Source organism: Pontibaca methylaminivorans (assembly GCF_900156525.1).
Taxonomy (GTDB): Bacteria; Pseudomonadota; Alphaproteobacteria; order Rhodobacterales; family Rhodobacteraceae; genus Pontibaca; species Pontibaca methylaminivorans.
Genome location: NZ_FTPS01000001.1, coordinates 2,049,788 through 2,069,198, shown reverse-complemented (window position 1 = coordinate 2,069,198; position 19,411 = coordinate 2,049,788). Strand labels below are relative to the sequence as shown.

Annotated in this window: 15 protein-coding genes; 11 read left to right on the top strand and 4 right to left on the bottom strand. The window is 66.1% G+C overall.

The window, feature by feature from the left end; genetic code table 11:
- Window positions 1-2: 2 nt before the first annotated feature.
- From B0B01_RS10110 to B0B01_RS10095, 5 genes are read left to right on the top strand one after another with little or no spacing between them, the layout of a single operon-like run.
- Window positions 3-1,010, top strand: coding sequence for a glycosyltransferase family 2 protein (locus B0B01_RS10110; RefSeq protein WP_076649747.1), 1,008 nt, complete (start codon window positions 3-5; stop codon window positions 1,008-1,010).
- Window positions 1,007-5,569: a MupA/Atu3671 family FMN-dependent luciferase-like monooxygenase gene (locus B0B01_RS10105; protein ID WP_076649746.1), complete on the top strand. Its 4,563-nt coding sequence runs from the start codon at window positions 1,007-1,009 to the stop codon at window positions 5,567-5,569. The genes B0B01_RS10110 and B0B01_RS10105 overlap by 4 nt, the downstream gene beginning before the upstream one ends.
- Window positions 5,566-6,279, top strand: coding sequence for a 4'-phosphopantetheinyl transferase family protein (locus B0B01_RS10100; protein WP_076649745.1), 714 nt, complete (start codon window positions 5,566-5,568; stop codon window positions 6,277-6,279). The genes B0B01_RS10105 and B0B01_RS10100 overlap by 4 nt, the downstream gene beginning before the upstream one ends.
- Window positions 6,260-7,261 (top strand): cupin domain-containing protein, encoded by a 1,002-nt coding sequence (locus B0B01_RS12905; RefSeq protein ID WP_234967750.1) that lies wholly within the window; start codon window positions 6,260-6,262, stop codon window positions 7,259-7,261. The genes B0B01_RS10100 and B0B01_RS12905 overlap by 20 nt, the downstream gene beginning before the upstream one ends.
- A complete protein-coding gene (locus tag B0B01_RS10095; RefSeq protein ID WP_083946161.1) occupies window positions 7,258-8,982 on the top strand; it encodes a hypothetical protein in 1,725 nt (574 codons plus the stop codon). Before B0B01_RS12905 ends, B0B01_RS10095 begins: the two co-directional genes overlap by 4 nt.
- Before the next feature lie 42 nt (window positions 8,983-9,024).
- Here B0B01_RS10095 and B0B01_RS10090 read toward each other — a convergent pair whose 3' ends face one another.
- Window positions 9,025-10,290 carry a glycosyltransferase gene (locus tag B0B01_RS10090; RefSeq protein WP_076649744.1) on the bottom strand — a complete coding sequence of 422 codons (1,266 nt, stop codon included), beginning with the start codon at window positions 10,288-10,290 and terminating at the stop codon, window positions 9,025-9,027.
- A 264-nt stretch (window positions 10,291-10,554) separates the two neighbouring features.
- Between B0B01_RS10090 and B0B01_RS10085 the strand changes: the two genes are divergently transcribed.
- Entirely contained in the window at window positions 10,555-11,877 is a 1,323-nt protein-coding gene (locus tag B0B01_RS10085; protein ID WP_234967749.1) for an oligosaccharide flippase family protein, read from the top strand.
- 52 nt (window positions 11,878-11,929) lie between these two features.
- Here B0B01_RS10085 and B0B01_RS10080 read toward each other — a convergent pair whose 3' ends face one another.
- The 3 genes from B0B01_RS10080 to B0B01_RS10070 form a co-directional block, all read right to left on the bottom strand.
- Window positions 11,930-13,132, bottom strand: a complete 1,203-nt coding sequence (locus B0B01_RS10080) for a Wzz/FepE/Etk N-terminal domain-containing protein (protein ID WP_076650176.1) — start codon at window positions 13,130-13,132, stop codon at window positions 11,930-11,932.
- 57 nt (window positions 13,133-13,189) lie between these two features.
- A complete protein-coding gene (locus B0B01_RS10075; RefSeq protein ID WP_076649742.1) occupies window positions 13,190-14,026 on the bottom strand; it encodes a CpsD/CapB family tyrosine-protein kinase in 837 nt (278 codons plus the stop codon).
- A 165-nt stretch (window positions 14,027-14,191) separates the two neighbouring features.
- Complete coding sequence (locus tag B0B01_RS10070) at window positions 14,192-14,908, bottom strand: sugar transferase (protein ID WP_327082989.1); 717 nt, start codon at window positions 14,906-14,908, stop codon at window positions 14,192-14,194.
- Window positions 14,909-15,437: 529 nt separating this feature from the next.
- On the opposite strand from B0B01_RS10070, the gene B0B01_RS10065 reads away from it, so the two are divergent.
- The 5 genes from B0B01_RS10065 (at window position 15,438) to B0B01_RS10045 (ending at window position 19,379) form a co-directional block, all read left to right on the top strand.
- Window positions 15,438-16,304, top strand: coding sequence for a 2-dehydro-3-deoxygalactonokinase (locus tag B0B01_RS10065; protein WP_076649740.1), 867 nt, complete (start codon window positions 15,438-15,440; stop codon window positions 16,302-16,304).
- Between the two features lie 113 nt (window positions 16,305-16,417).
- Entirely contained in the window at window positions 16,418-17,293 is an 876-nt protein-coding gene (locus B0B01_RS10060; protein WP_076649739.1) for a TIGR01459 family HAD-type hydrolase, read from the top strand.
- A 112-nt stretch (window positions 17,294-17,405) separates the two neighbouring features.
- Window positions 17,406-17,849, top strand: a complete 444-nt coding sequence (locus tag B0B01_RS10055) for a MaoC family dehydratase (protein WP_076649738.1) — start codon at window positions 17,406-17,408, stop codon at window positions 17,847-17,849.
- A gap of 130 nt (window positions 17,850-17,979) precedes the next feature.
- Window positions 17,980-18,912: a bifunctional riboflavin kinase/FAD synthetase gene (locus B0B01_RS10050; RefSeq protein ID WP_076649737.1), complete on the top strand. Its 933-nt coding sequence runs from the start codon at window positions 17,980-17,982 to the stop codon at window positions 18,910-18,912.
- Entirely contained in the window at window positions 18,909-19,379 is a 471-nt protein-coding gene (locus B0B01_RS10045) for a YcgN family cysteine cluster protein (protein WP_076649736.1), read from the top strand. The genes B0B01_RS10050 and B0B01_RS10045 overlap by 4 nt, the downstream gene beginning before the upstream one ends.
- Window positions 19,380-19,411: the final 32 nt, after the last annotated feature.

Below are 19,411 nucleotides of genomic sequence, written 5' to 3'. Positions count from 1 at the left end.
CCATGACCGACCCTTCGCTTCTGATCGTCATCCTGAATTACCGCACCGCCGAGCTGACGCTGCGCGCCGCGGCCGAGGCGCTGGCCGACAGCCGCGACATGCGGGCCGAGATCGTGATCGTCGACAACGATTCCCGTGACGGGTCGCTCGGCGCCATCTCGGCCGCCATCAGCCGCCGCGGCTGGGACGCCGACAACCGCGTGCGGCTGATCGACGCCGGGCGCAACGGCGGTTTCGGTGCCGGCAACAACGTCGGCATCCGTGCCGGGCTTTCGGACGGTTCGCGCGCGGATTTCGTCTATCTGCTGAACTCGGACGCCTGGCCCGAACCGGGCACCATCCGCACCCTGCTCGATTTCATGCAGGACCGCCCCACGGTCGGCATGGCCGGCAGCGCGGTCCGGGGCGAGGACGGCGTGGACCACCAGACCGCGTTCCGCTTTCCCTCGATCGCGGGCGAATTCGAAAGCTGCGCGCGGATCGGGCCGATCTCGCGCCTGCTTGCGCGCCACATCGTCGCCCTGCCCTGTTACGAAACCGCGACAAGGGTGGACTGGGTGGCCGGGGCAAGCCTCATGATGCGCATGGACATGCTCGACCGGATCGGGCTCTTCGACGAGACCTTCTTCCTTTATTTCGAAGAGACCGAGCTTTGCCGGCGCGCGGCCCGGGCGGGCTGGGAATGCTGGTACCTGCCCGCGGGGCGGGTGATTCATATCGGCTCGGTCTCGACCGGGATGAAGAACTGGGCCCGGGTGCCGACCTACTGGTTCGATTCCCGCCAGCACTATTTCATCAAGGTGCACGGGCGCACCTACTGGATGGCGGCGACCCTCGCGCATGTCGGGGGAAGCCTGCTGTTCCGGCTGCGCCAGTTCATTTCGCGCCGCAAGGTGGACGATCCGCCGCATTTCCTGCGGGATCTGGTCGTGCATTCTGCAAGGAACCTGACCCGAAGTTCCGGTTCCGAAGTCCGGCTGGCGCCCCGTTTCCTGGAGGACAGACAATGACCGCATTTTCCTGTGTGCTGATCGGCGAGGAATCCCTCGTCGCGGGCTGCGGCGACATGCTGCGCGACCGCGGGCATGTGATCGCGGCGGTGGTCTCGGCGGATGCGGGCGTGCGCGACTGGGCGCAGGCGCAGGGGATCACGACCCACCGCGACATGCAGGATCTCGAGGGGGCGACATTCGACTGGCTGTTCTCGATCGCCAACCTCAAGGTGATCGCCCGGCCCGTGCTCGACCTTGCGCGCGGGGGGGCGATCAACTTCCACGACGGTCCGCTGCCCGATTATGCCGGGCTCAACACGCCGGTCTGGGCGCTCGTCAACGGGCGCGGCCAGCACGGCGTCACCTGGCATGTGATCGAGCGCGGCATCGACGAGGGTGACATCCTGGCCGAGCGTCGTTTCGACGTCGCGGCGGATGAAACCGCCTTTTCCCTGAACACGAAATGCTATGCGCAGGGGCTCGAGAGTTTCGCCGACGTGCTGGCCCAGCTCGAAAGCGGGCGGCTTGATCGCCGCCCGCAGGATCCGGCCCTGCCGCGCGAGATTTTCACCCGCGACAGGCGGCCGGAGGCTGCCGGCATTCTCGATTTCACCCGGCCGGCAGAGGTGATTTCGCGCCTCGTGCGGGCGCTTGATTTCGGCGGCTACTGGAACCCGCTGGTCCGCGCGAAGATCGTGACCGATGCCGGGGTCGTCCTGATCGGGACAGTGGAACAGGTCGACGGGTCCGGCGCACCGGGCACCATTATCGCGCTCAATAAGGAAAGCCTGACCGTTGCCTGCGCCGACGGCGCGCTGCGGCTCGGCGGGTTGACCGACAGCACCGGGCAGCCGCTGCGCCCGCGTGACATCGCCCGCGAGGGCGAGACGCTCGAAAGCCCGGATCCGGCCGAGCGGGCCGCCATCGACGCGCTGATCCAGCGCCTGCTTGGGGCCGAATCCTTCTGGCGCGAGGCGCTCGCGCAAGCCCACCCGGTCGAGCTGCCGCTTGCGGCGCGGGACAACGGCGAACCCGACTGGCAGCGGCATCCGGTGGCGCTCGGGCCGGAGCCGGCAAAGGCGCTTGCGCTCATCGGCGCGCTGGCCCTGCGTTCGGCCGGAGAAATGGTCGCGGATCTCGCCCTGCGCGACGGGCGGCTTGCGGCGGATGCCGCGGCCCATCCCGGCCTGGTCGCGCCCTGGGTGCCGCTGCGGATCGAGGGCGCGGAGACGATCCCGGACGCCGCCACTCGCGTGATGCGGACGCTCGACATGCTTGCCGGGCACGGCGGCTATGCGGCCGATCTGATCGCCCGCGACCCCGCAATTACCGCACCTATGATGCCGGCGATCGGCGTCTCTCTGGACCTGAACGAGCCGATCGCGGGCACGGCGCTTACCTTCACGATGTCCGGGGGGCAGGTGGCACTGCTGCGCGATCGCAACCGCCTCGATGATGCCGGTCTCGCCCTGCTCGAAGAGCGCCTGCAGATGCTGGCCGGGGCCCCGGACGGGCCGATCGCCGACATCGACATCCTCCCCCCGCATGAACGCGACCTGATCCTCGACGCCTGGAACCGCACCCGGGTGCCCTATGACGAGGCGCTGACCCTGCATCACGCCTTCGAGGCCGAGGTGGCGCGCCACCCCGATGCGCCGGCGCTGGTCTACGAGGACAGCACGCTCACCTATGGCGAACTGAATGCCCGCGCCAATGCCGTCGCCGCGCAGTTGATCGCCGCCGGTGTGAAGCGTGGCGATCATGTGGGCATCTACCTTCCGCGCGGCCCGGAGCTGTTGATCGGCGCCATGGCCATCCTGAAGGCGGGCGGCGCCTATGTTCCGCTCGACCCCGCCTATCCGGCCGAGCGCATCGCCCATTACCTTGGCGACAGCGAGGCCGGGGTGATCCTGACCGATGCGGCGCTGCGCTCCGGCCTGCCGGCCAATACCGCCACCATCGTCGAGATCACACCCGACACCCGCGCCGAGAACGTGGACGGCGGCGCCGGCGCCGCGGATCTGGCCTATGTGATCTATACCTCGGGCTCGACCGGGACGCCCAAGGGGGTGATGGTCGAACACCGCAACGTGTCGAATTTCTTTACCGGCATGGATGCCCATATCGACCATGAACAAGACGGGGTCTGGCTGTCGGTCACAAGCCTGTCGTTCGACATCTCCGTGCTCGAACTGTTCTGGACGCTGGCGCGCGGGTTCAAGATCGTGCTGCTTGGCGACGAGAACCGCGCCGCGGTATCGGGCACGTCGCGCCCGGTGCTGAAGCGCCACCTCGATTTCAGCCTGTTCTACTGGGGCAACGACGACGGTATCGGGCGCGAGAAATACCGCCTGCTGCTTGATGGCGCGCGCTTTGCCGATGAAAACGGCTTCTGTGCCGTCTGGACGCCCGAGCGGCACTTTCACGCCTTTGGCGGCCCCTATCCGAACCCCTCGATCACCGGCGCGGCGGTGGCGGCGGTTACGCGCAACCTTGAGGTCCGCGCCGGTTCCTGCGTCGCGCCGCTGCACCACCCGATCCGCATCGCCGAGGAATGGGCGGTGATCGACAACCTGACCAACGGGCGCACCGGGCTGGCGATCGCCTCGGGCTGGCACCCGGAAGATTTCGTCCTGCGCCCGGAGAATTCGCCGCCGAAGAACAAGCCGGCGATGTATGAGACCATCGAGATGCTGCGCCGCATGTGGCGCGGCGAAAAGGTTCCCTTCCCCATGGGCGGCGGAAAAATGGTCGATGTCCTGACCCAGCCCCGCCCGGTTTCGAATGAACTGAAGATCTGGGTGACCACCGCCGGGAACCCCGAAACCTGGCGCGATGCCGGCCGGATCGGGGCGAATGTGCTGACCCACCTGCTGGGCCAGACCATCGAGGAGGTCGGCGAAAAGATCAAAATCTATTATCAGGCACTGCGCGACAGCGGGCACGATCCGAAGGATCACAACGTCACGCTGATGCTGCACAGCTATCTTGCAAAGGATCGCGAGACCGCCCGCGAAGTGGCGCGCCAGCCGATGAAGGATTACCTTGCGGCGGCCACCGCGCTGGTCAAGCAATATGCCTGGACCTTCCCGGCGTTCAAGAAGCCCCGCGGGGTCGACAATCCGATGGATATCGACCTTGATTCGCTGGACGAAAGCGAGGTCGACGCGATCCTCGATTTCGCCTTCGAGCGCTATTTCGAGGATTCGGGCCTGTTCGGCACCGTGGACGACGCGCTTGTCCGCGCCGAACAGCTGAAACGCATCGGTGTGGACGAAATCGGCTGCCTGATCGACTTCGGCATTGCCCCGGACATGGTGCTTGAAGGGTTGAAACCGCTGGCCGAGGCGCTGCGGCGCACCAATGCGCCCTCGGATCTGGAGGCGAATGATTTCTCGCTCACCGCGCAGATCCTGCGCCACGGCGCGACCCACCTGCAATGCACCCCCTCGCTTGCGCGCATGATCACCCAGAACGACGAGGCGAGCCTTGCCGTTTCGCAACTGCGCCAGATGCTGATCGGCGGCGAGGGTCTGCCCGGCGAACTGGTCGAGGCGGTGAAACGCTGCACCGATGCCCGGATCCTGAACATGTACGGTCCGACCGAAACCGCGATCTGGTCGACGGTTCACCCCGTGGACGAGGCCGCGCCCGGCATTCAGCCGATCGGCCGCCCGATCGCCAACACGGTGATCCGGGTGCTGGACGAAGCGGGCCGGCCCTGCCCGGTCGGTGTTCCGGGCGAGCTGTTCATCGGCGGCGCCGGCGTCGTGCGCGGCTACTGGAAGCGCTCCGACCTCACTGCCGAACGGTTCGTTTCCGACCCATTCGACCCCGGCGAGCGCATCTATCAGACCGGCGACCTGGTACGCTGGCAGAGCGATGGCAGCCTTGCCTATCTCGGGCGCACCGACCACCAGGTGAAGATCCGCGGCCAGCGCATCGAACTTGGCGAGATCGAGACCGTGCTTGCCGATTTTCCGGGGGTCGAGTCGGCTGTGGTCATCGCGCGCGAACTGGTCGCGGGCGATCCGCGGCTGCTTGGCTATTACACCGCCGCGCATGACCTGCCCGAGGCCGACCTGCGTCACCACCTGGGCGCCGCGCTGCCCGAGGTGATGATTCCGACCCACCTCGTGCGGCTCGACAGCTTTCCGCTGACCCCGAACAAGAAGATCGACCGCAACGCCCTGCCCGATCCGGTGCAGCGCGGGGTGCAGGGGACCGATCCCGCCGCGCGCGGCGACGCGCCGAGCGGCGGCACCCAGGCCCGGATCGCGGGCATCTGGGCGCGCATTCTGGGCGTCGAGGACATCCGGGCCGAGGACAATTTCTTTCAGCTTGGCGGCCATTCCCTTCTCGCGGTTCAGGCTCATCGCGAGATCCGGGCCGAACTCGACCTGCCGGCGCTCTCGATCACCGACATCTTCCGCTTTCCGACGCTCGCGGCGCTCGCCAGCCACGTCGGCGGGGACGAGATCGTGCCGCCGCCCCCGGCGAACGATCCCGAGACGCGGGCCGAAACCATGTCGCGGCGCCGGGCCATGCGTGCCGGGCGCGAGCGCAAGACCGGATGATCACGGCGCTCGACCACCGCCCCGCCCATGTCCGGGGCCGGGAGATGGCCGAGGCGCTGTTCGCTCATCCGGTGGCCGTGGCCGCCCGCGACCCCCATGGGCAGGCCCCGCCCCTCTTCGCCGAAGAGGCGGCCTCCATGCGTCGCGCCGTGCCGCGCCGGTTTCGCGAATTCGCCGCCGGCCGCGCCGCCGCGCGGGAGGCCGCGGGCCGGCTTGGTATCGCCGCCGGCGCGATCCCCATGGCGGCGGACCGCGCCCCGCTCTGGCCCGAGGGGCTCGTGGGCAGCATCAGCCATTGCGATCGCTGCTGCCTGGCGGCGGTGGCCCCGTCATGGGCGGCGGCTTCGATCGGGCTCGATGTCGAGGAGGACACGCCGCTTGATGCGGATCTGATCGCGGTGATCTGCACGCCTGCCGAACGCGACTGGCTGGCCGCGCAGCCCCGGGCCGAGGTGAACCACCTGGCCAAGCTGATCTTTTCGGCAAAGGAATGCGCCTATAAATGCCAGTATCCGCTGACCGGGCGGATCTTCGGGTTTGACGGGCTGGAGATCACGCTGGTTCCCGACCGGGGCGAATTCACCGCGCGTTTCCTCATGGAGATCGGCACATTCGCGCCCGGTTGCCGCCTTTTCGGGCGCTTTCAGCGCCGGCAGGGGCTCATCGTCACGGCAATGAAACTTGCCCCCGATGGGAAAGACACGCAATGAAACAGGATCGGTTCTGTTCCTGGAGGTGACGATGATCCAGCGCTATCCCGCGGTTCTTCTGGTTCTGGCACTGGTGCTGGCCGGGCTGACGATCTGGGTGCTGGTACGCCAGCGTGCCGCCGGCCCGGTCCTTCTGGAAAGCGCTTATGCGACGCCGCTTCCCCGGCCCGAGGGACCGCTTTCGGTTTATCATCTGGGGCACAGTCTGGTCGGGCGCGACATGCCGGCGATGCTGGCGCAGCTTGCCGGGCGCGGGCACGACTATGCCAGCCAGCTTGGCTGGGGCAGTTCCCTGATGGACCACTGGGAGCCGACGATCGAGATTCAGGGCTTCCGCGAAGAAAACGCGCATCCCCGTTTTCGCGCCGCCTATCCGGCGATTTCCTCGGGCGATTATGACGCGGTGATCCTGACCGAGATGGTCGAACTGCGCGATGCGATCCGCTGGCACAACAGCAGCCGCTATCTGCATCTCTGGGCCAATCTGGCGCGCGTGGCGCGGGAGGATACGCAGGTCTATCTTTACGAGACCTGGCACCCGCTGACCGATCCCGACTGGCTCGGGCGGCTCGACAACGATCTGGAAACACTCTGGGAGCGCCGGCTGCTCGGGCCCGATCTCGTCGCCACGAAAGGGCAGCGCCCCGTCCATGTGATTCCGGCCGGTCAGGTTCTGGCCGCTTTCGTGCGCAAGGTGGAAGAAGCCGGCGGGATCGACAATATCCATGACCGCACCGCCCTGTTCGCCCGCGACGACAAGGGCGATCTGGATTCGATCCATCTGAACGATCTGGGAAATTACCTCGTCGCACTCGTGCATTATGCCACGCTTTATCACCGCTCCCCGGTCGGGCTGCCGCATGAGCTTTTGCGCGCCGACGGCACGCCCGCCGCCGCCCCCGGCCCGCAGGCGGCGCAGGTCATGCAGGAAACCACCTGGGAGATCGTCACGAGTTACGAAAAGACCGGAGTTGCCCCATGATCCGCCGAGATTTCCTGCTTTCCGGCCTCGTTCTGTCGGGCTCCACCCTGCTGCCCCTTTCGCTGTCGGCGCAGGACAGCGCGGGCGATGGCGCGCGCAAACGCGGCATGGCCGTCAACCCGGGGGGCATTGCCGACTGGGCAAGCCTGCAGCCCTTCATCGACGTGATGAAATCCGCCCGAAGCTGGATCGGCCACATGCCCGGCCAGTGGGGCGGGCAGGATCACCACGATCTCGAGGCCGCCGGTCACCTGGACGAGAACGGCTGGCCGACGCGGATTCCGCCAGAGCTTTCGGCGATCGGCACCGTTCTCCTGACGGATCTCCCGGAAGAGGCCCATCTGCTCGCCGGGCGCTATGTGCTGCGTTACGAGGGCGAGGGGATACTCGAGGTCGGCGGCCGCGTCCGCAACCGGCGGCGCAGGGGCAAGGAAATCAGCTTCGACTTCACGCCGGGCGACGGGCTCATTGATCTTCGCATCACCCGCACCGGCAACAAGGAAGACGGCAGCGACCATATCCGCAACATCACCATCGTTCACGAACGGCACCTGGACGCCCATGCGGCCGGGGAAATCTTCGATCCGATATGGCTTGACCTGCTGGACGGATTCGAGGTGATCCGCTTCATGAACTGGATGGCGCCCAACGATTCCACGCAGGACACCTGGGCGAACCGTCCGCGCGTGAACGATTACGCCTGGACATACAAGGGCGTGCCGCTCGAGATCATGCTGGACCTGGTGAACCGGCTCCGGGTCGATCCCTGGTTCACCGTGCCCCATCTCAGCGATGACGAATACAACCACAACTTTGCCACCATGGTGCGCGACCGGCTTGCCCCCGGACTGCGCGCCTATGTGGAATATTCGAACGAGGTCTGGAACTGGCAGTTCTCGCAGGCGGCATGGGCCGACGAACAGGCAAGGGCGCGATGGGGCAAGGACAATGCCTGGCTGCAGTTCTACGGCATGCGCGCCGCGGAAATCTCTGAAATCTGGCGCAAGGAATTCGGCGAAAGCGCCGACGAGCGCCTCGTGCGGGTGATTTCATCGCAGACCGGATGGCTCGGCCTCGAGGACATGGCGCTGAATGCGCCGCTCTGGCAGTCCGAGGGCAATCCGCCGCCGCACAGCTTTTTCGATGCCTATACCGTCACCGGCTATTTCGGCAGCCGCATCGGCAATGAGGAATATGCGCCCATGGTCCGAGGCTGGCTGCGGCGCAGCCTGCGGGAGGCCGAGGAAAGCGCGGACGAACAGGGGCTGAGCGGGCAGGAACGCAAGACATGGATTGCGGACCACCGCTATGATGCGGCGGTAAAGCAGGCCCAGAAGGAGCTCCGCGACGGTTCGGTCAGCGGCGAGGGTTCGGATACGCTTGCGCATCTCATGGGCGAAGTTTGGCCCTGGCACATGAACGTGGCGCGCAAGCACGGGCTTTCGCTCATCATGTATGAGGGCGGCACCCATGTGGTCGGGATCGGCCCCATGGTCGATGACGAGGAAATCACCGATTTCTTCATTCACCTGAACTACACCCCGGAGATGGCCGAGCTTTATCACGAGCTGATCTCCGGCTGGTATGACCTGGGCGCCGACCTGTTCAATATCTTCGTCGATGTCGGGGTGCCCGGCAAATGGGGAAGCTGGGGCGGGCTTCGGTTTCTGTCCGACAGCAATCCGCGGTGGGACGCGATCATTGCCGAGCGCGACGCCTAATTGGCCCGGCCCCCGGCCCGCCCGACGCCAGCCTTCCCGACGCTAGCCCGCCTGTTCCCGAGCCCGCCGCAGGTCGTCGGCCGACACGGGCGCCCCGGCCCGCCTTTCGATCGCGGCCCTGAAATGGCCGGCAAGCCGTGCGGCCTCGACTTCGGCATCGTGGCGTTCCAGCACCCGCTCGCGCCCCGCCCGCCCCATCCGGGCAAGCCGCGCGCGCGGGGTCGTGACCATTGCCACCACCGCCCCGACCAGCGCCCCGACATCACCGGCCGGCACAAGCCAGCCGGCCTCTCCCGTGCGCAGGAGTTCAGGGATGCCGGCGATATAGGTCGCGATCACCGGGCGGCCCATCGCCATGGCCTCCATCACCACCATGGGAAGCCCCTCGGCAAAGCTCGGCAGAACGAGCCCATGGGCGGCGGCCAGTTCGCGGCGCACTCCTGCTTCGTCCAGCCAGCCGCAGAGCGTGACGTTGCGGTCAAGCCCGTTGCGCGCGATCAGCGCCTCGATCTGGGGGCGCAACTCGCCATCACCGACAAGGCTCAGATGCAGATCGGGATGCGTCTCCCGCAGCCGCGCCATGGCCTCGATCAGCAGCAGTTGCCCCTTCTGTTCGGCAAAGCGCCCGATGTTCACAAGCCGCAGCGGCCCCTCGGGCAGGTCGGGCGGATCGGTGAAACGGCCGGGCTCGATGCTGCAATGCACCACCTGCAGCCGGGGCCAGGTCTCGTGCGCGGCCCAGCGTGCCAGCTGGCTGCGTCCGAACTGGCTGACGGCAACCGCGAAATCGGCCCGGTCGAGCTTGAGCCCGAGCGAAAGCGCGCGCGGCGCATCGAATTCCTCCGGTCCGTGAACGGTAAAGCTGTATCCCGGCGCGCCGAGAGCATGGGCCAGCAGCGCCACCGCCGCCGCATTGGTGCCGAAATGGGCGTGCAGATGCTCGATGCCCTCGCGACTGCAGATCCGGGCCACGGCACTCGCCTCGGCCAGATAGACCAGATGACGCAGCCGCCCAACTTCGGACACGCGCCCCATGCGCAGCGCAAGCCCGAGCGCCCGGGCAAAACGCCGCGGCGCCGGCAGCGCACAGGCCAGCACCTCGCGCAGCAGTCCCGTCGCACCCAGGTCGAGAACATGGGTGGTGCGCTCGGCTTCGGCCCGGTCCGCCGGATCGACCAGCGGCGCCGTGCTGCGCCGCATCGCCAGACGCCGCACCTCGGCCCCGCCGCGTTCAAGCGCATGCAATTCGCGGCGGATGAAACTGTGCGATGGCTGCGGATAGGTATTGAGGATATAGGCGACCTTCACGCTTCACCTTTTTCATGCGAATGTCCGGATCGGAAACCATAGGTATCATGGCATTCTACCCGGTAAAGATTTAACCGTTTACCTCTATCTCTCAGGCGGGTGCCGGCAATCCGATCATGCCCGCAATATCCCCACCGCACCCGGTGCGGGAGGGCCGCGAAAGCGGCGTTGACGGTGTGCAGAGTGAACCATAGCTTGCACCATATTGGAATGAGGCAACATTGAATGCGGGCGATCACCGGAGCTTTTCGCGGCGATGGGCTGATGGCGCGAGGATTGCGCAGCGCGTCGTTTCTGACCCTCGGTTTTGGGATTTCCCAGGTCATCCGCCTTGGCTCGAACCTGATCCTGACCCGGCTTCTGTTTCCCGAAGCCTTCGGTCTGATGGCGCTGATCACCGTGGTGACGGTCGGGCTGACGATGTTTTCCGACGTCGGCACCTCGCCCGCCATTGCCCAAAGCAAGCGCGGCGACGACCCGGATTTCCTCAACACCGCCTGGACGATCCAGGTCATTCGGGGCTTTGCGCTCTGGTCCTTTACCGCCGCGCTGGCGATTCCGGCGGCGAAATTCTACAACTCGCCTGAACTCGCGCTTTATCTGCCGCTTTCCGGGCTGACGCTGATCCTGTACGGATTCGAGCCGACCAAGGTCGATACCGCGCAACGGCATCTGATCATGGGTCGGCTGACCCTTGTCGATCTGCTCAGCCAGGTCATCGGGGTGATCATCCTGATCATCCTCGCCTGGATCATGAAATCGGTGTTGGCGCTGGTCATCGGCGGGCTGTTTTCGACCGTTGCGCGGCTCATTCTCGCGAACTGGATGCTGCCGGGGATCAGGAACCGTTTCCGCTGGGAGCCCGAGGCGGCGGCCGAGCTGATCCGCTTCGGCAAATGGGTGTTCCTCTCCACCGCCTGTTCGTTCATCAGCAACCAGGGCGACCGGGCGATTCTCGGGCGGTTCATGTCGCTGGATGCGCTCGGCCTTTACAATATCGGCTATTTCCTGGCGAGCTTTCCGCTGCTGCTGGGGCACAGCATCGTCTTCCGGCTGCTGATCCCGGTCTATCGCGATCTGGCGGGCCGGGTCGATCCCGGGGTGCATCGCAAGCTGCGGCGGATGCGCTTTGCGCTGACGGCCGGACTTGTCCTCATGCTCGGAGCGATGGCGATGCTCGGACCCTGGATCGTCGGGGTTCTTTATGACGACCGTTATCTGATGGCCGCGCCGATCGTCACGCTGCTGGCCTGTTCCCAGCTTCCGGCGGTGATCGGGCTCAGCTACGAGCAGGCCGCGCTCGCCGCCGGCGACAGCCGGTCCTATTTCGCGCTTGCGGCCACGCGGGCGGTGCTCCAGGTCTCGCTCCTTCTTGGCGGGACGATCTCCTATGGCGTGACGGGCGCGATCGTCGGGCTCGGGCTTGCGCATCTGCTGAGCCACCCGACGCTGATCTGGCTCGCGCGCCGGCACCGGGTCTGGGATCCGCTCCATGACGTCATCTATTTCGCGATTGCGGCCGTGGTGACCGCGGCGGCGCTTTCCCTGCACATCGATTTCTTCCGCGCGCTGATGGAGCTTCGCTGACCGGCGCGCTCGCGCCCCCGGGCGCGCCATGCCAGGCCCACGAGCGCCCGGGTCACTTGATGAAGGGAATCGCGATCACGGGTTCCAGCCCGGTTTCACGCTCCATCTGCGCCGCGCTGCGGATGACCGGGCGGCGCAGTTCCAGCAGGAAAGCGATCAGGAACGCCATGCCGACGCTCATCATCCCGCCCATCATGGCCAGCTTCTTGCGGCCGCCGCCCGAGGGATAATCAGGGAGCGACGCCGGCTCGATCACCGAAAGGCGTTCCGTCTGATTCTCGGTTTCCAGCTGCAGGATGATTTCGGCATCGGCCTTGCGCCCGCTCACGGTATCAAGCTGGCTTTGCACATCGTCGCGGCGCCGGACCAGGACGTTCAGTTCGCGCTGGATCTCCGGGGTGGTCTCGATGCTCTGCAACAGTTCGGAGCGGCGCTGCTGAAGCAGGTTCCGCTGGTCTTCGAGAACCGCGATCTGGTCATCGAAGTCCCGGCGCAGGCGGCGCGCGGTGGCCTCGCGCGCATCGCGGATTTCGCGTTCCGCCTGGCGCCGGGTCACGATCAGTTCACGGTTCAGTTCCAGCAGCGACGAATTGATCGCGTCGATTTCATCGCGCCGCGATTCGACGCTGCCGGGCAGGGAAATATCGTTTCTGGTGTGGAATTCGACGATGTCGTCTTCCAGCGAAACAAGCTGTTCGCGCAGGTGCTGTTCACGTTCGGCAAAGAATTCCAGCGTATCGCGCGCTTCGGCGAGCCGCGTCCCGGTGCTGAGCGCGATCGTGCGCTGGGCGAGCTCATGCGCAACCTTCTGGGCCAGTTCGGCGGTGCCCATGGTCGCCGTGACGCTCATGATCGAGATCGCCCCGTCATCGCTGTAGCCACTGCGCGCCGCGGCGATGAAATCCACCCCGACCGCCCTGCGCAGGAGATCGACCTTCTCGTTCTGGGTCAGCGGCAGTTCGGTATAAAGATCAAGGCTGTAGATCACCTCCAGCAGGCTGTCCCGGGTCATCAGCCGCTGTTCGATCAACTGCAGGCGGCGCGCGGTCGATGCCGGCTGCCCGGCGGCGCGGGCCGCCGTGTCGGACAGCATCGCGCGCGAGATCTGCAGCACCTCGGTCGAGGTATAGGCGCGCGGGCGGGTGAGCGCCACAGCGAGCGAGATCGCACAGCCGATGACAATCACCCCGATGATGATCCACGCGCGACGGCGAAGCATGTCCAGCGCATCGTCCAGCGTCTGTATCGGCCCCATGTCATGCTCTCCGCTGTTGGTCCCGCCCATCGCCGGGAGCGGGGCGGACGCTGAAAATCATCGGCTCTTGCCCCGGCCGCGATTGAGGATCACGCCGAGCAGCCGGCTCTGCCCCTCGAGGATCCGCTCGCAGGCGTCGATTTCGCGGGCGAGGGTGCGGGTGCCGTCCGTAACCAGAAGAACGCCGTCAAGCTGCGGCAGGAAAGCGGCCAGATCGTCGCATTCCAGCATCGGCGGGAAATCATAAAGCACAACATCCGGCCGCAGGGTGGCCAACATCCGGTTCAGCACATCGCTGCTGCGCGGATCATGGAGTGTTTCTGCCGCGCCGCGCCCGACCTTCTGCGCCTGTCCGATGGCCAGCGTATCGCTGATGCGCGCCAGGTATTCGGCGGCCCCGGCATTGCCGGTAAGGAACTCGCGCAGATTGCCATGGTCGTCCAAGCCGAAGGCTTCGCCCACGCCCGGCTGACGCTGGTTCATGTCCATCAGGACGACCCGGTTCCCGGGGATTCGCGCCAGGCTCTCGGCCAGGTTGACGGCGGTGAAGGTCGCACCGCAGCCCGCCGTCGGCGCGGCGATGGCGATACGGCTCCAGCCGTTGCTGCGCAGCGTCTGCAGCAGGCGCGTGCGCAACAGGTCGAAGGCCTTGCCCGCAGGATCGGGGCGAAAGAAATCGCGCAGCAGGATGCGCTTGATATCGCCCCGCGGGCGGGTGGGCTGCACCTGCGGAAGCGCAGCGAACTGCAGGGCCGCATCGTTGCGCTCCACCGGGGTGAGCGCGGTCGAATCACGCCGCACCAGCGCCTCGCCGGGAGCGGCCGCGGCGCCGGGCGGATCGGCCTCGGCAAAGATGCGGCGGCGGTGTCGCTCGGAATTGGAAAACTGCGTCATATGCTGCCCGGTATCCGACGTGCTGGCAGACGCCTGGTGCGAGCATTTGGCGCCGATGAAATCAATCTGCAGTGTAACGCCCTTGTTCGCCTGCCGGAACCGGAAAGCGGGGCGGTGCCTGAAATTTGCTTCATGGCAGGCAATATGGGCGAAATTCGGGCCGACTCAACACCCTGAATGGCGCATGACCACCCCGACGGTGCGCATCATCAGGCGCAGATCGCCACCAAGCGACAGATTCGCGTAGTAATCGGTATCCTGCCGGCACCGTTCCGAGAACTTGTTGTCGCTGCGCGAAGAGACCTGCCAGAGCCCGGTAATACCGGGGCGGACCGCGAAATAGGCCTCCGGGTCGCCGTAAAGGGGCAATTGCTCGGGCAGCATCGGCCGCGGCCCGACAAGGCTCATCTCGCCCCGGAACACGTTCCAGAGCTGGGGCAGCTCGTCCAGCGAGCTCGACCGCAGCACCGCCCCGAGCCGGGTCACGCGGGGATCGTCGCGCAGTTTCTGGGTGCGGTGCCATTCCTCGGCCCGCTCTGGATTGTCGCGCAGGTATTCCACCAGCCGCGCCTCGGCATTATGCACCATGGTGCGCAGCTTGAGGATGTGGAAAACGCGGCCATCCTTGCCCAGGCGCGCCTGCCGGTAAAAGGGGTTCCCGCCCTCGAACCAGAGCGCCAGCGCGCAAAGCAGGATGATGGGAAGCGTCAGGGGCAGCGTCAGCAGAATGAAAACAAGATCAAGCGCCGGCTTGCCGAGCCTGCGATAGAACCGCTGGCCGAAATTCGGCACGACGCCCGCCATCGGAGCCTGAACCGGCTCCGGGCTGCCTTCCTCGAATGCTGCCGCCCGGCCGTGGTCGCACGGCAAATAGATGTTCAAGGATTTCTCTCCACCGCCGTGCCTGACAGAAGGACCAAAAATCGAAGACTGGTCGAAACTTACATCAAATTCTTTCATATTGCCCTCGAAGAGCAATCTCCGAAAATACGGAGCCGGAGGCCAGAACGCATAATGCCCCGGAATATCAGCAGGGTCACGCCGGGCTCTGGCCTGCGCCGGCGATCGTTCACGCCTTAATTCAAACGAACAGGAACCGAACTTCCTCACTCATGACCTAGTATTCCTTTGGCGTCCGGTATCGCGGCTCAAGGGTTCCCGGGCGCACCCACACCCCGGCCTGACAGGGCCGTGATTCGGACACGCCGGCTGTCGGACATCAATGTTATGCGGAAACTTCCGCCCCCAGTTCCGAGCACCGACCGCTCATGCATCTGCATCCTACGTTAATGTTTGAAACATTCAAGATTTTACTTACCAATTATTAACCTTACGTTGCGAAATCTTCCAACTTGAGGCCTATTTTGCGCTATTCCATGACCCTGCCACCCCTCTGCGCCGTTTGCCGATCATGACCGCCCGGGAAAAGACATCGCGCTGGATCGGCGTTTCGATCCTCGGCGACCGGTTCCATGCCTGGCTTTATGACGGCAGCCGGAAACTGGCCGGGCTGAGCGGCCCGCTCAATCCGGCGGACGGGGCCGATCCGGAAGCTGCGCTCAGGCCGCATCTTGACGCATGGCTCGACGATCCCGACAGGCCCGTAACGGTCGTCATCAGCGGCGCGCCCGGTGCGGCTCTCGTGCGGATTCCGGTGTCGTTGCGATCGCTCGATGCCGCTGTCGCGCCGGCGCGCGATCGGCGGCTGGCGCTGCATCTGCTCCCCGGGCTGGTCCAGTCCGATCCGCCGGCGGTGATTCGCGGGCCCGAAACCGCGATCGCGGGGTTCCTGTCGCTCAATCCCGACTGGGACGGGGTGATCTGTCTGCCCGGTCCGGTAACGGTCTGGGCGCAGACCAGCGCCGCCGAGATCGTCAGCATCCGGTGCTTTCTGACCGCACAACTGGCCGGGGCGGCGGCGGAACCGGAGCAATCCGGCCCGACGGCCTTTGCCATGCAGGACGGCTCGGAATTCGCCGGGGCGCTCGCCGACACGATTGCGCGCCCCGAAATGCTTGCCGCGCGCCTGGCCGAGGCCGCGGCCCGGCGCGAGCTTGGCCAGCCGGAAATCGCGGCGCGGCTCTGGGGTGCATTGATCGGCGCCGAACTTGCCGCCGTCCGGCCCTACTGGCTCGGCCAGCAGATCGCCGTCATCGGCGATGGCGCCCTTGCCCGCACCCAGGTGGCGGGGCTCGCGCTGCAGGGTGCCCCCGCGACCCTGGCCGGAGCGGAGCCGATGCAGGCCGCCGGCCTCTGCGCCCGGTGGCTGCACCGCTGAATCCGCGCCGCCCGGAATCGCCCGGAATTGCCCGGACCTTGTGAAAACCGCCCGTTCATGCTGGTCTCTGGTCAAATTGCGCCACCGGGGCGCATTCCGACCACGAGGCCCGCATGACCCGTATCATCAACGCCCTTTCCGAAATCCAGTCCAGCTACAAGGTGATGTTCGTCGACCTCTGGGGTTGCGTTCATGACGGCGTGCGCGCCTTTCCGGCGGCGGTTGCCGCGCTTCAGGCCTATCGCGGCTCCGGCGGCACCGTCATCCTCGTCACCAACTCCCCCCGCTCCCGCGAGGGGGTGAGGCACCAGCTTGCCGAACTCGGCGTGCCCGAAGACGCATGGGACGCGATCGCCACCTCCGGCGACAGCGCCCGCGCCGCCATGTTCCAGGGAGTGGTCGGCTCGAAAGTCTGGTTCATGGGGAACTGGGACCACGACAAGAGCTTTTTCGACCCGATGAAGGTGATCGATTCGCCGGTTCCCATTGAGCGCGTGCCGCTGGAAGAGGCCGAGGGCATCGTCTGCTGCGGGCCGCTCGATTCCCTGCCCGATCCCGAGGCGCATCGCCCGCAGCTTCTTTATGCCAAGCAGAAGGGGCTGAAGCTGCTCTGCGCCAACCCGGACATCGTGGTGGACCGCGGCAACAAGCGTGAGTGGTGCGCCGGCGCCATCGCCCGGCTCTATACCGAGATGGGCGGCGAAAGCTTCTATTTCGGCAAGCCGCATCCGCCGATCTACGACCTTGCGCGCCGCCGGCTCGCGGCACTCGGGTGCGACACCGACAAGGCCGCGATCCTCGCCATCGGCGACGGCCCCCACACCGACATCCTGGGCGCCATGGGCGAGGATCTCGATTCCCTATTCATCACCGGCGGGCTTGCCGCCGACGAGACCGCAACCGGCCATGCCCCGGCACCCGATGCGCTTGAACGGTTCCTGCAGAACGAAGGCATCAGCCCGACCTATGCCATCGGATTCCTGCAATGAAACAAAATTGCCCTTGATTTCTGCGGTTGCGAAGTAATAAAGTTACGCGCATCCGGCTTCGCATGGCAGAATTATTGCCGCGACACTCAGGGACAAGGAAGACAAGGACATCATGTTGGACAATATGCCCCGCGGAACCATCTGCATCGAAGACATCGAGATGGGCATGAGCCGCCACCTGCGAAAGGTGGTGACCGATGAAGACATCGAGATGTTTGCCCGGGTCTCCACCGACCGCAACCCGGTGCACCTGGACGACGATTACGCCCGCGACACGATTTTCGAGGGCCGGATTGCCCATGGCATGCTGACGGCCGGGCTGATCTCGGCGGTGATCGGCGAACAGCTGCCCGGACACGGCACGGTCTATATGGGCCAGACGCTGAAATTCCTCGCCCCGGTGCGGCCGGGCGATACGGTCCATGCCGAGGTGACGGTGATCGACATCGACCTTGCCAAGCGCCGGGTCAAGCTCGATTGCCACTGCTCGGTGAACGGGAAGAAGGTGCTCGTGGGCGAAGCGATGGTGCTGGCCCCCTCGCGCAAGTTCGACTGACCACAGGACCGCGACAGGGCCCGGGCGCATAGGGCCGCGTATTTCCGGCACGCGCCCGCCCGGCCCGAAACCTGGCCCCGATAGCGCAAAGGCCCTTCACTCCGCCGGCGTTGCAGATTAGGCAAGGCCCATGCGCATTATTGCCGATTACCGCTCTCTTCAGCCGCAGGATCGCGGCGCCACCGCCGCCATCGGCAATTTCGACGGTGTCCACATCGGTCACCGCTCGGTGATCGACATGGCCCGGAACGCATGCCCCGACGCACCGCTCGGCGTGCTGACCTTCGACCCGCATCCGCGCGAATATTTCGCCCCCCATGCGCCCCCCTTCCGCCTCATGAGCCCCCATGCCCGTCAGAGCCGGCTGCGCAAGATCGGGGTCGATCTCCTGTTCGAACTGCCCTTTGATGCGGCGCTCGCGAACATGAGCCCCGAAGATTTCGCACGCGAGGTCATTTCCCGCGGTCTTGGCCTGCGCCACGTGGTGGTGGGTGAAAATTTCCGCTTCGGCCATCAGCGGCGCGGCCGGGCCGAGGACATGGTGCGCTTCGGTGCCGCGATGGATTTCGGGGTGACGGTCGCACCATTGCTTGGCGATTCGGGAAAGACCGTCTCGTCCAGCGCAATCCGCCGCGCCCTGGCCGAAGGGCGCCCCCGCGACGCGGCCGAGATGCTCGGCCACTGGCACCGGATCGAGGGTCCGGTGATCACCGGCGCCCGGCGTGGCCGGGAGCTCGGATTTCCAACCGCGAACATGTCGATCGACGGGCTTCTTCCGCCGGCTTTCGGGGTCTATGCCGTGCTCGTTGATGTCTGCGACGGGCCGCACAAGGGCAGCTACCTCGGGGCCGCGAGCATCGGCGTGCGCCCGATGTTCGGCGAGAACCGCCCCAATCTCGAAACCTTCCTGCTGGATTTTTCGGGCGATCTCTACGGCGCGACGCTCTCGGTCGGCCTCGTGGAATACCTGCGTCCCGAGCAGACATTCGATTCGCTCGACGCCCTCATCGCCCGGATGGAGCACGACTGCACGCAGGCCCGCGCCGTCCTCGCCCGGACATGACCGATCCGATCGACCGCAGCCGCCTGGCGCCCGGCTTCTGGAAAACGAAACCGCTCTCGCGCATGTCGCGCCACGAATGGGAAGCCCTCTGCGACGGCTGCGGCAAATGCTGCCTGAACAAGCTCGAGGACGAGGACAGCGGCGACGTCTCCCTGACCCGCGTCGCCTGCCGGCTGCTCGATCTCGACACCTGCCACTGCAGCAATTACGCGAACCGCCACAGCTATGTTCCCGAATGTATCGTGCTGCGCCCGGGCGAACTCGAGCGGCACCTGTCCTGGATGCCCGAAACCTGCGCCTATCGCCTGATCCACGAAGGGCGGCCGCTGCCCGACTGGCATCCGCTCGTCTCGGGCGACCCCGAAAGCGTCCACCGCGCCGGCATTTCGCTGCGCGGACGCATGGTCAGTGAATCCGAGGTCGCGGAGGACGACTGGGAGGATCACATCATCGACGAACCCACCTGAGAGGCCGCGGCCGCACCCGTCCTTTGCCCCGG

What these genes read in the sequence shown, in the direction of transcription:
- B0B01_RS10050 (WP_076649737.1), top strand. Translation starts at nt 17,980, where the DNA reads ATGCGCATTATTGCCGATTACCGCTCTCTTCAGCCGCAGGATCGCGGC.
- B0B01_RS10095 (WP_083946161.1), top strand. Translation starts at nt 7,258, where the DNA reads ATGATCCGCCGAGATTTCCTGCTTTCCGGCCTCGTTCTGTCGGGCTCC.
- B0B01_RS10105 (WP_076649746.1), top strand. Translation starts at nt 1,007, where the DNA reads ATGACCGCATTTTCCTGTGTGCTGATCGGCGAGGAATCCCTCGTCGCG.
- B0B01_RS10100 (WP_076649745.1), top strand. Translation starts at nt 5,566, where the DNA reads ATGATCACGGCGCTCGACCACCGCCCCGCCCATGTCCGGGGCCGGGAG.
- B0B01_RS12905 (WP_234967750.1), top strand. Translation starts at nt 6,260, where the DNA reads ATGGGAAAGACACGCAATGAAACAGGATCGGTTCTGTTCCTGGAGGTG.
- B0B01_RS10055 (WP_076649738.1), top strand. Translation starts at nt 17,406, where the DNA reads ATGTTGGACAATATGCCCCGCGGAACCATCTGCATCGAAGACATCGAG.
- B0B01_RS10110 (WP_076649747.1), top strand. Translation starts at nt 3, where the DNA reads ATGACCGACCCTTCGCTTCTGATCGTCATCCTGAATTACCGCACCGCC.
- B0B01_RS10075 (WP_076649742.1), bottom strand. Translation starts at nt 14,026, where the DNA reads ATGACGCAGTTTTCCAATTCCGAGCGACACCGCCGCCGCATCTTTGCC.
- B0B01_RS10045 (WP_076649736.1), top strand. Translation starts at nt 18,909, where the DNA reads ATGACCGATCCGATCGACCGCAGCCGCCTGGCGCCCGGCTTCTGGAAA.
- B0B01_RS10085 (WP_234967749.1), top strand. Translation starts at nt 10,555, where the DNA reads ATGGCGCGAGGATTGCGCAGCGCGTCGTTTCTGACCCTCGGTTTTGGG.
- B0B01_RS10060 (WP_076649739.1), top strand. Translation starts at nt 16,418, where the DNA reads ATGACCCGTATCATCAACGCCCTTTCCGAAATCCAGTCCAGCTACAAG.
- B0B01_RS10065 (WP_076649740.1), top strand. Translation starts at nt 15,438, where the DNA reads ATGACCGCCCGGGAAAAGACATCGCGCTGGATCGGCGTTTCGATCCTC.
- B0B01_RS10080 (WP_076650176.1), bottom strand. Translation starts at nt 13,132, where the DNA reads ATGGGGCCGATACAGACGCTGGACGATGCGCTGGACATGCTTCGCCGT.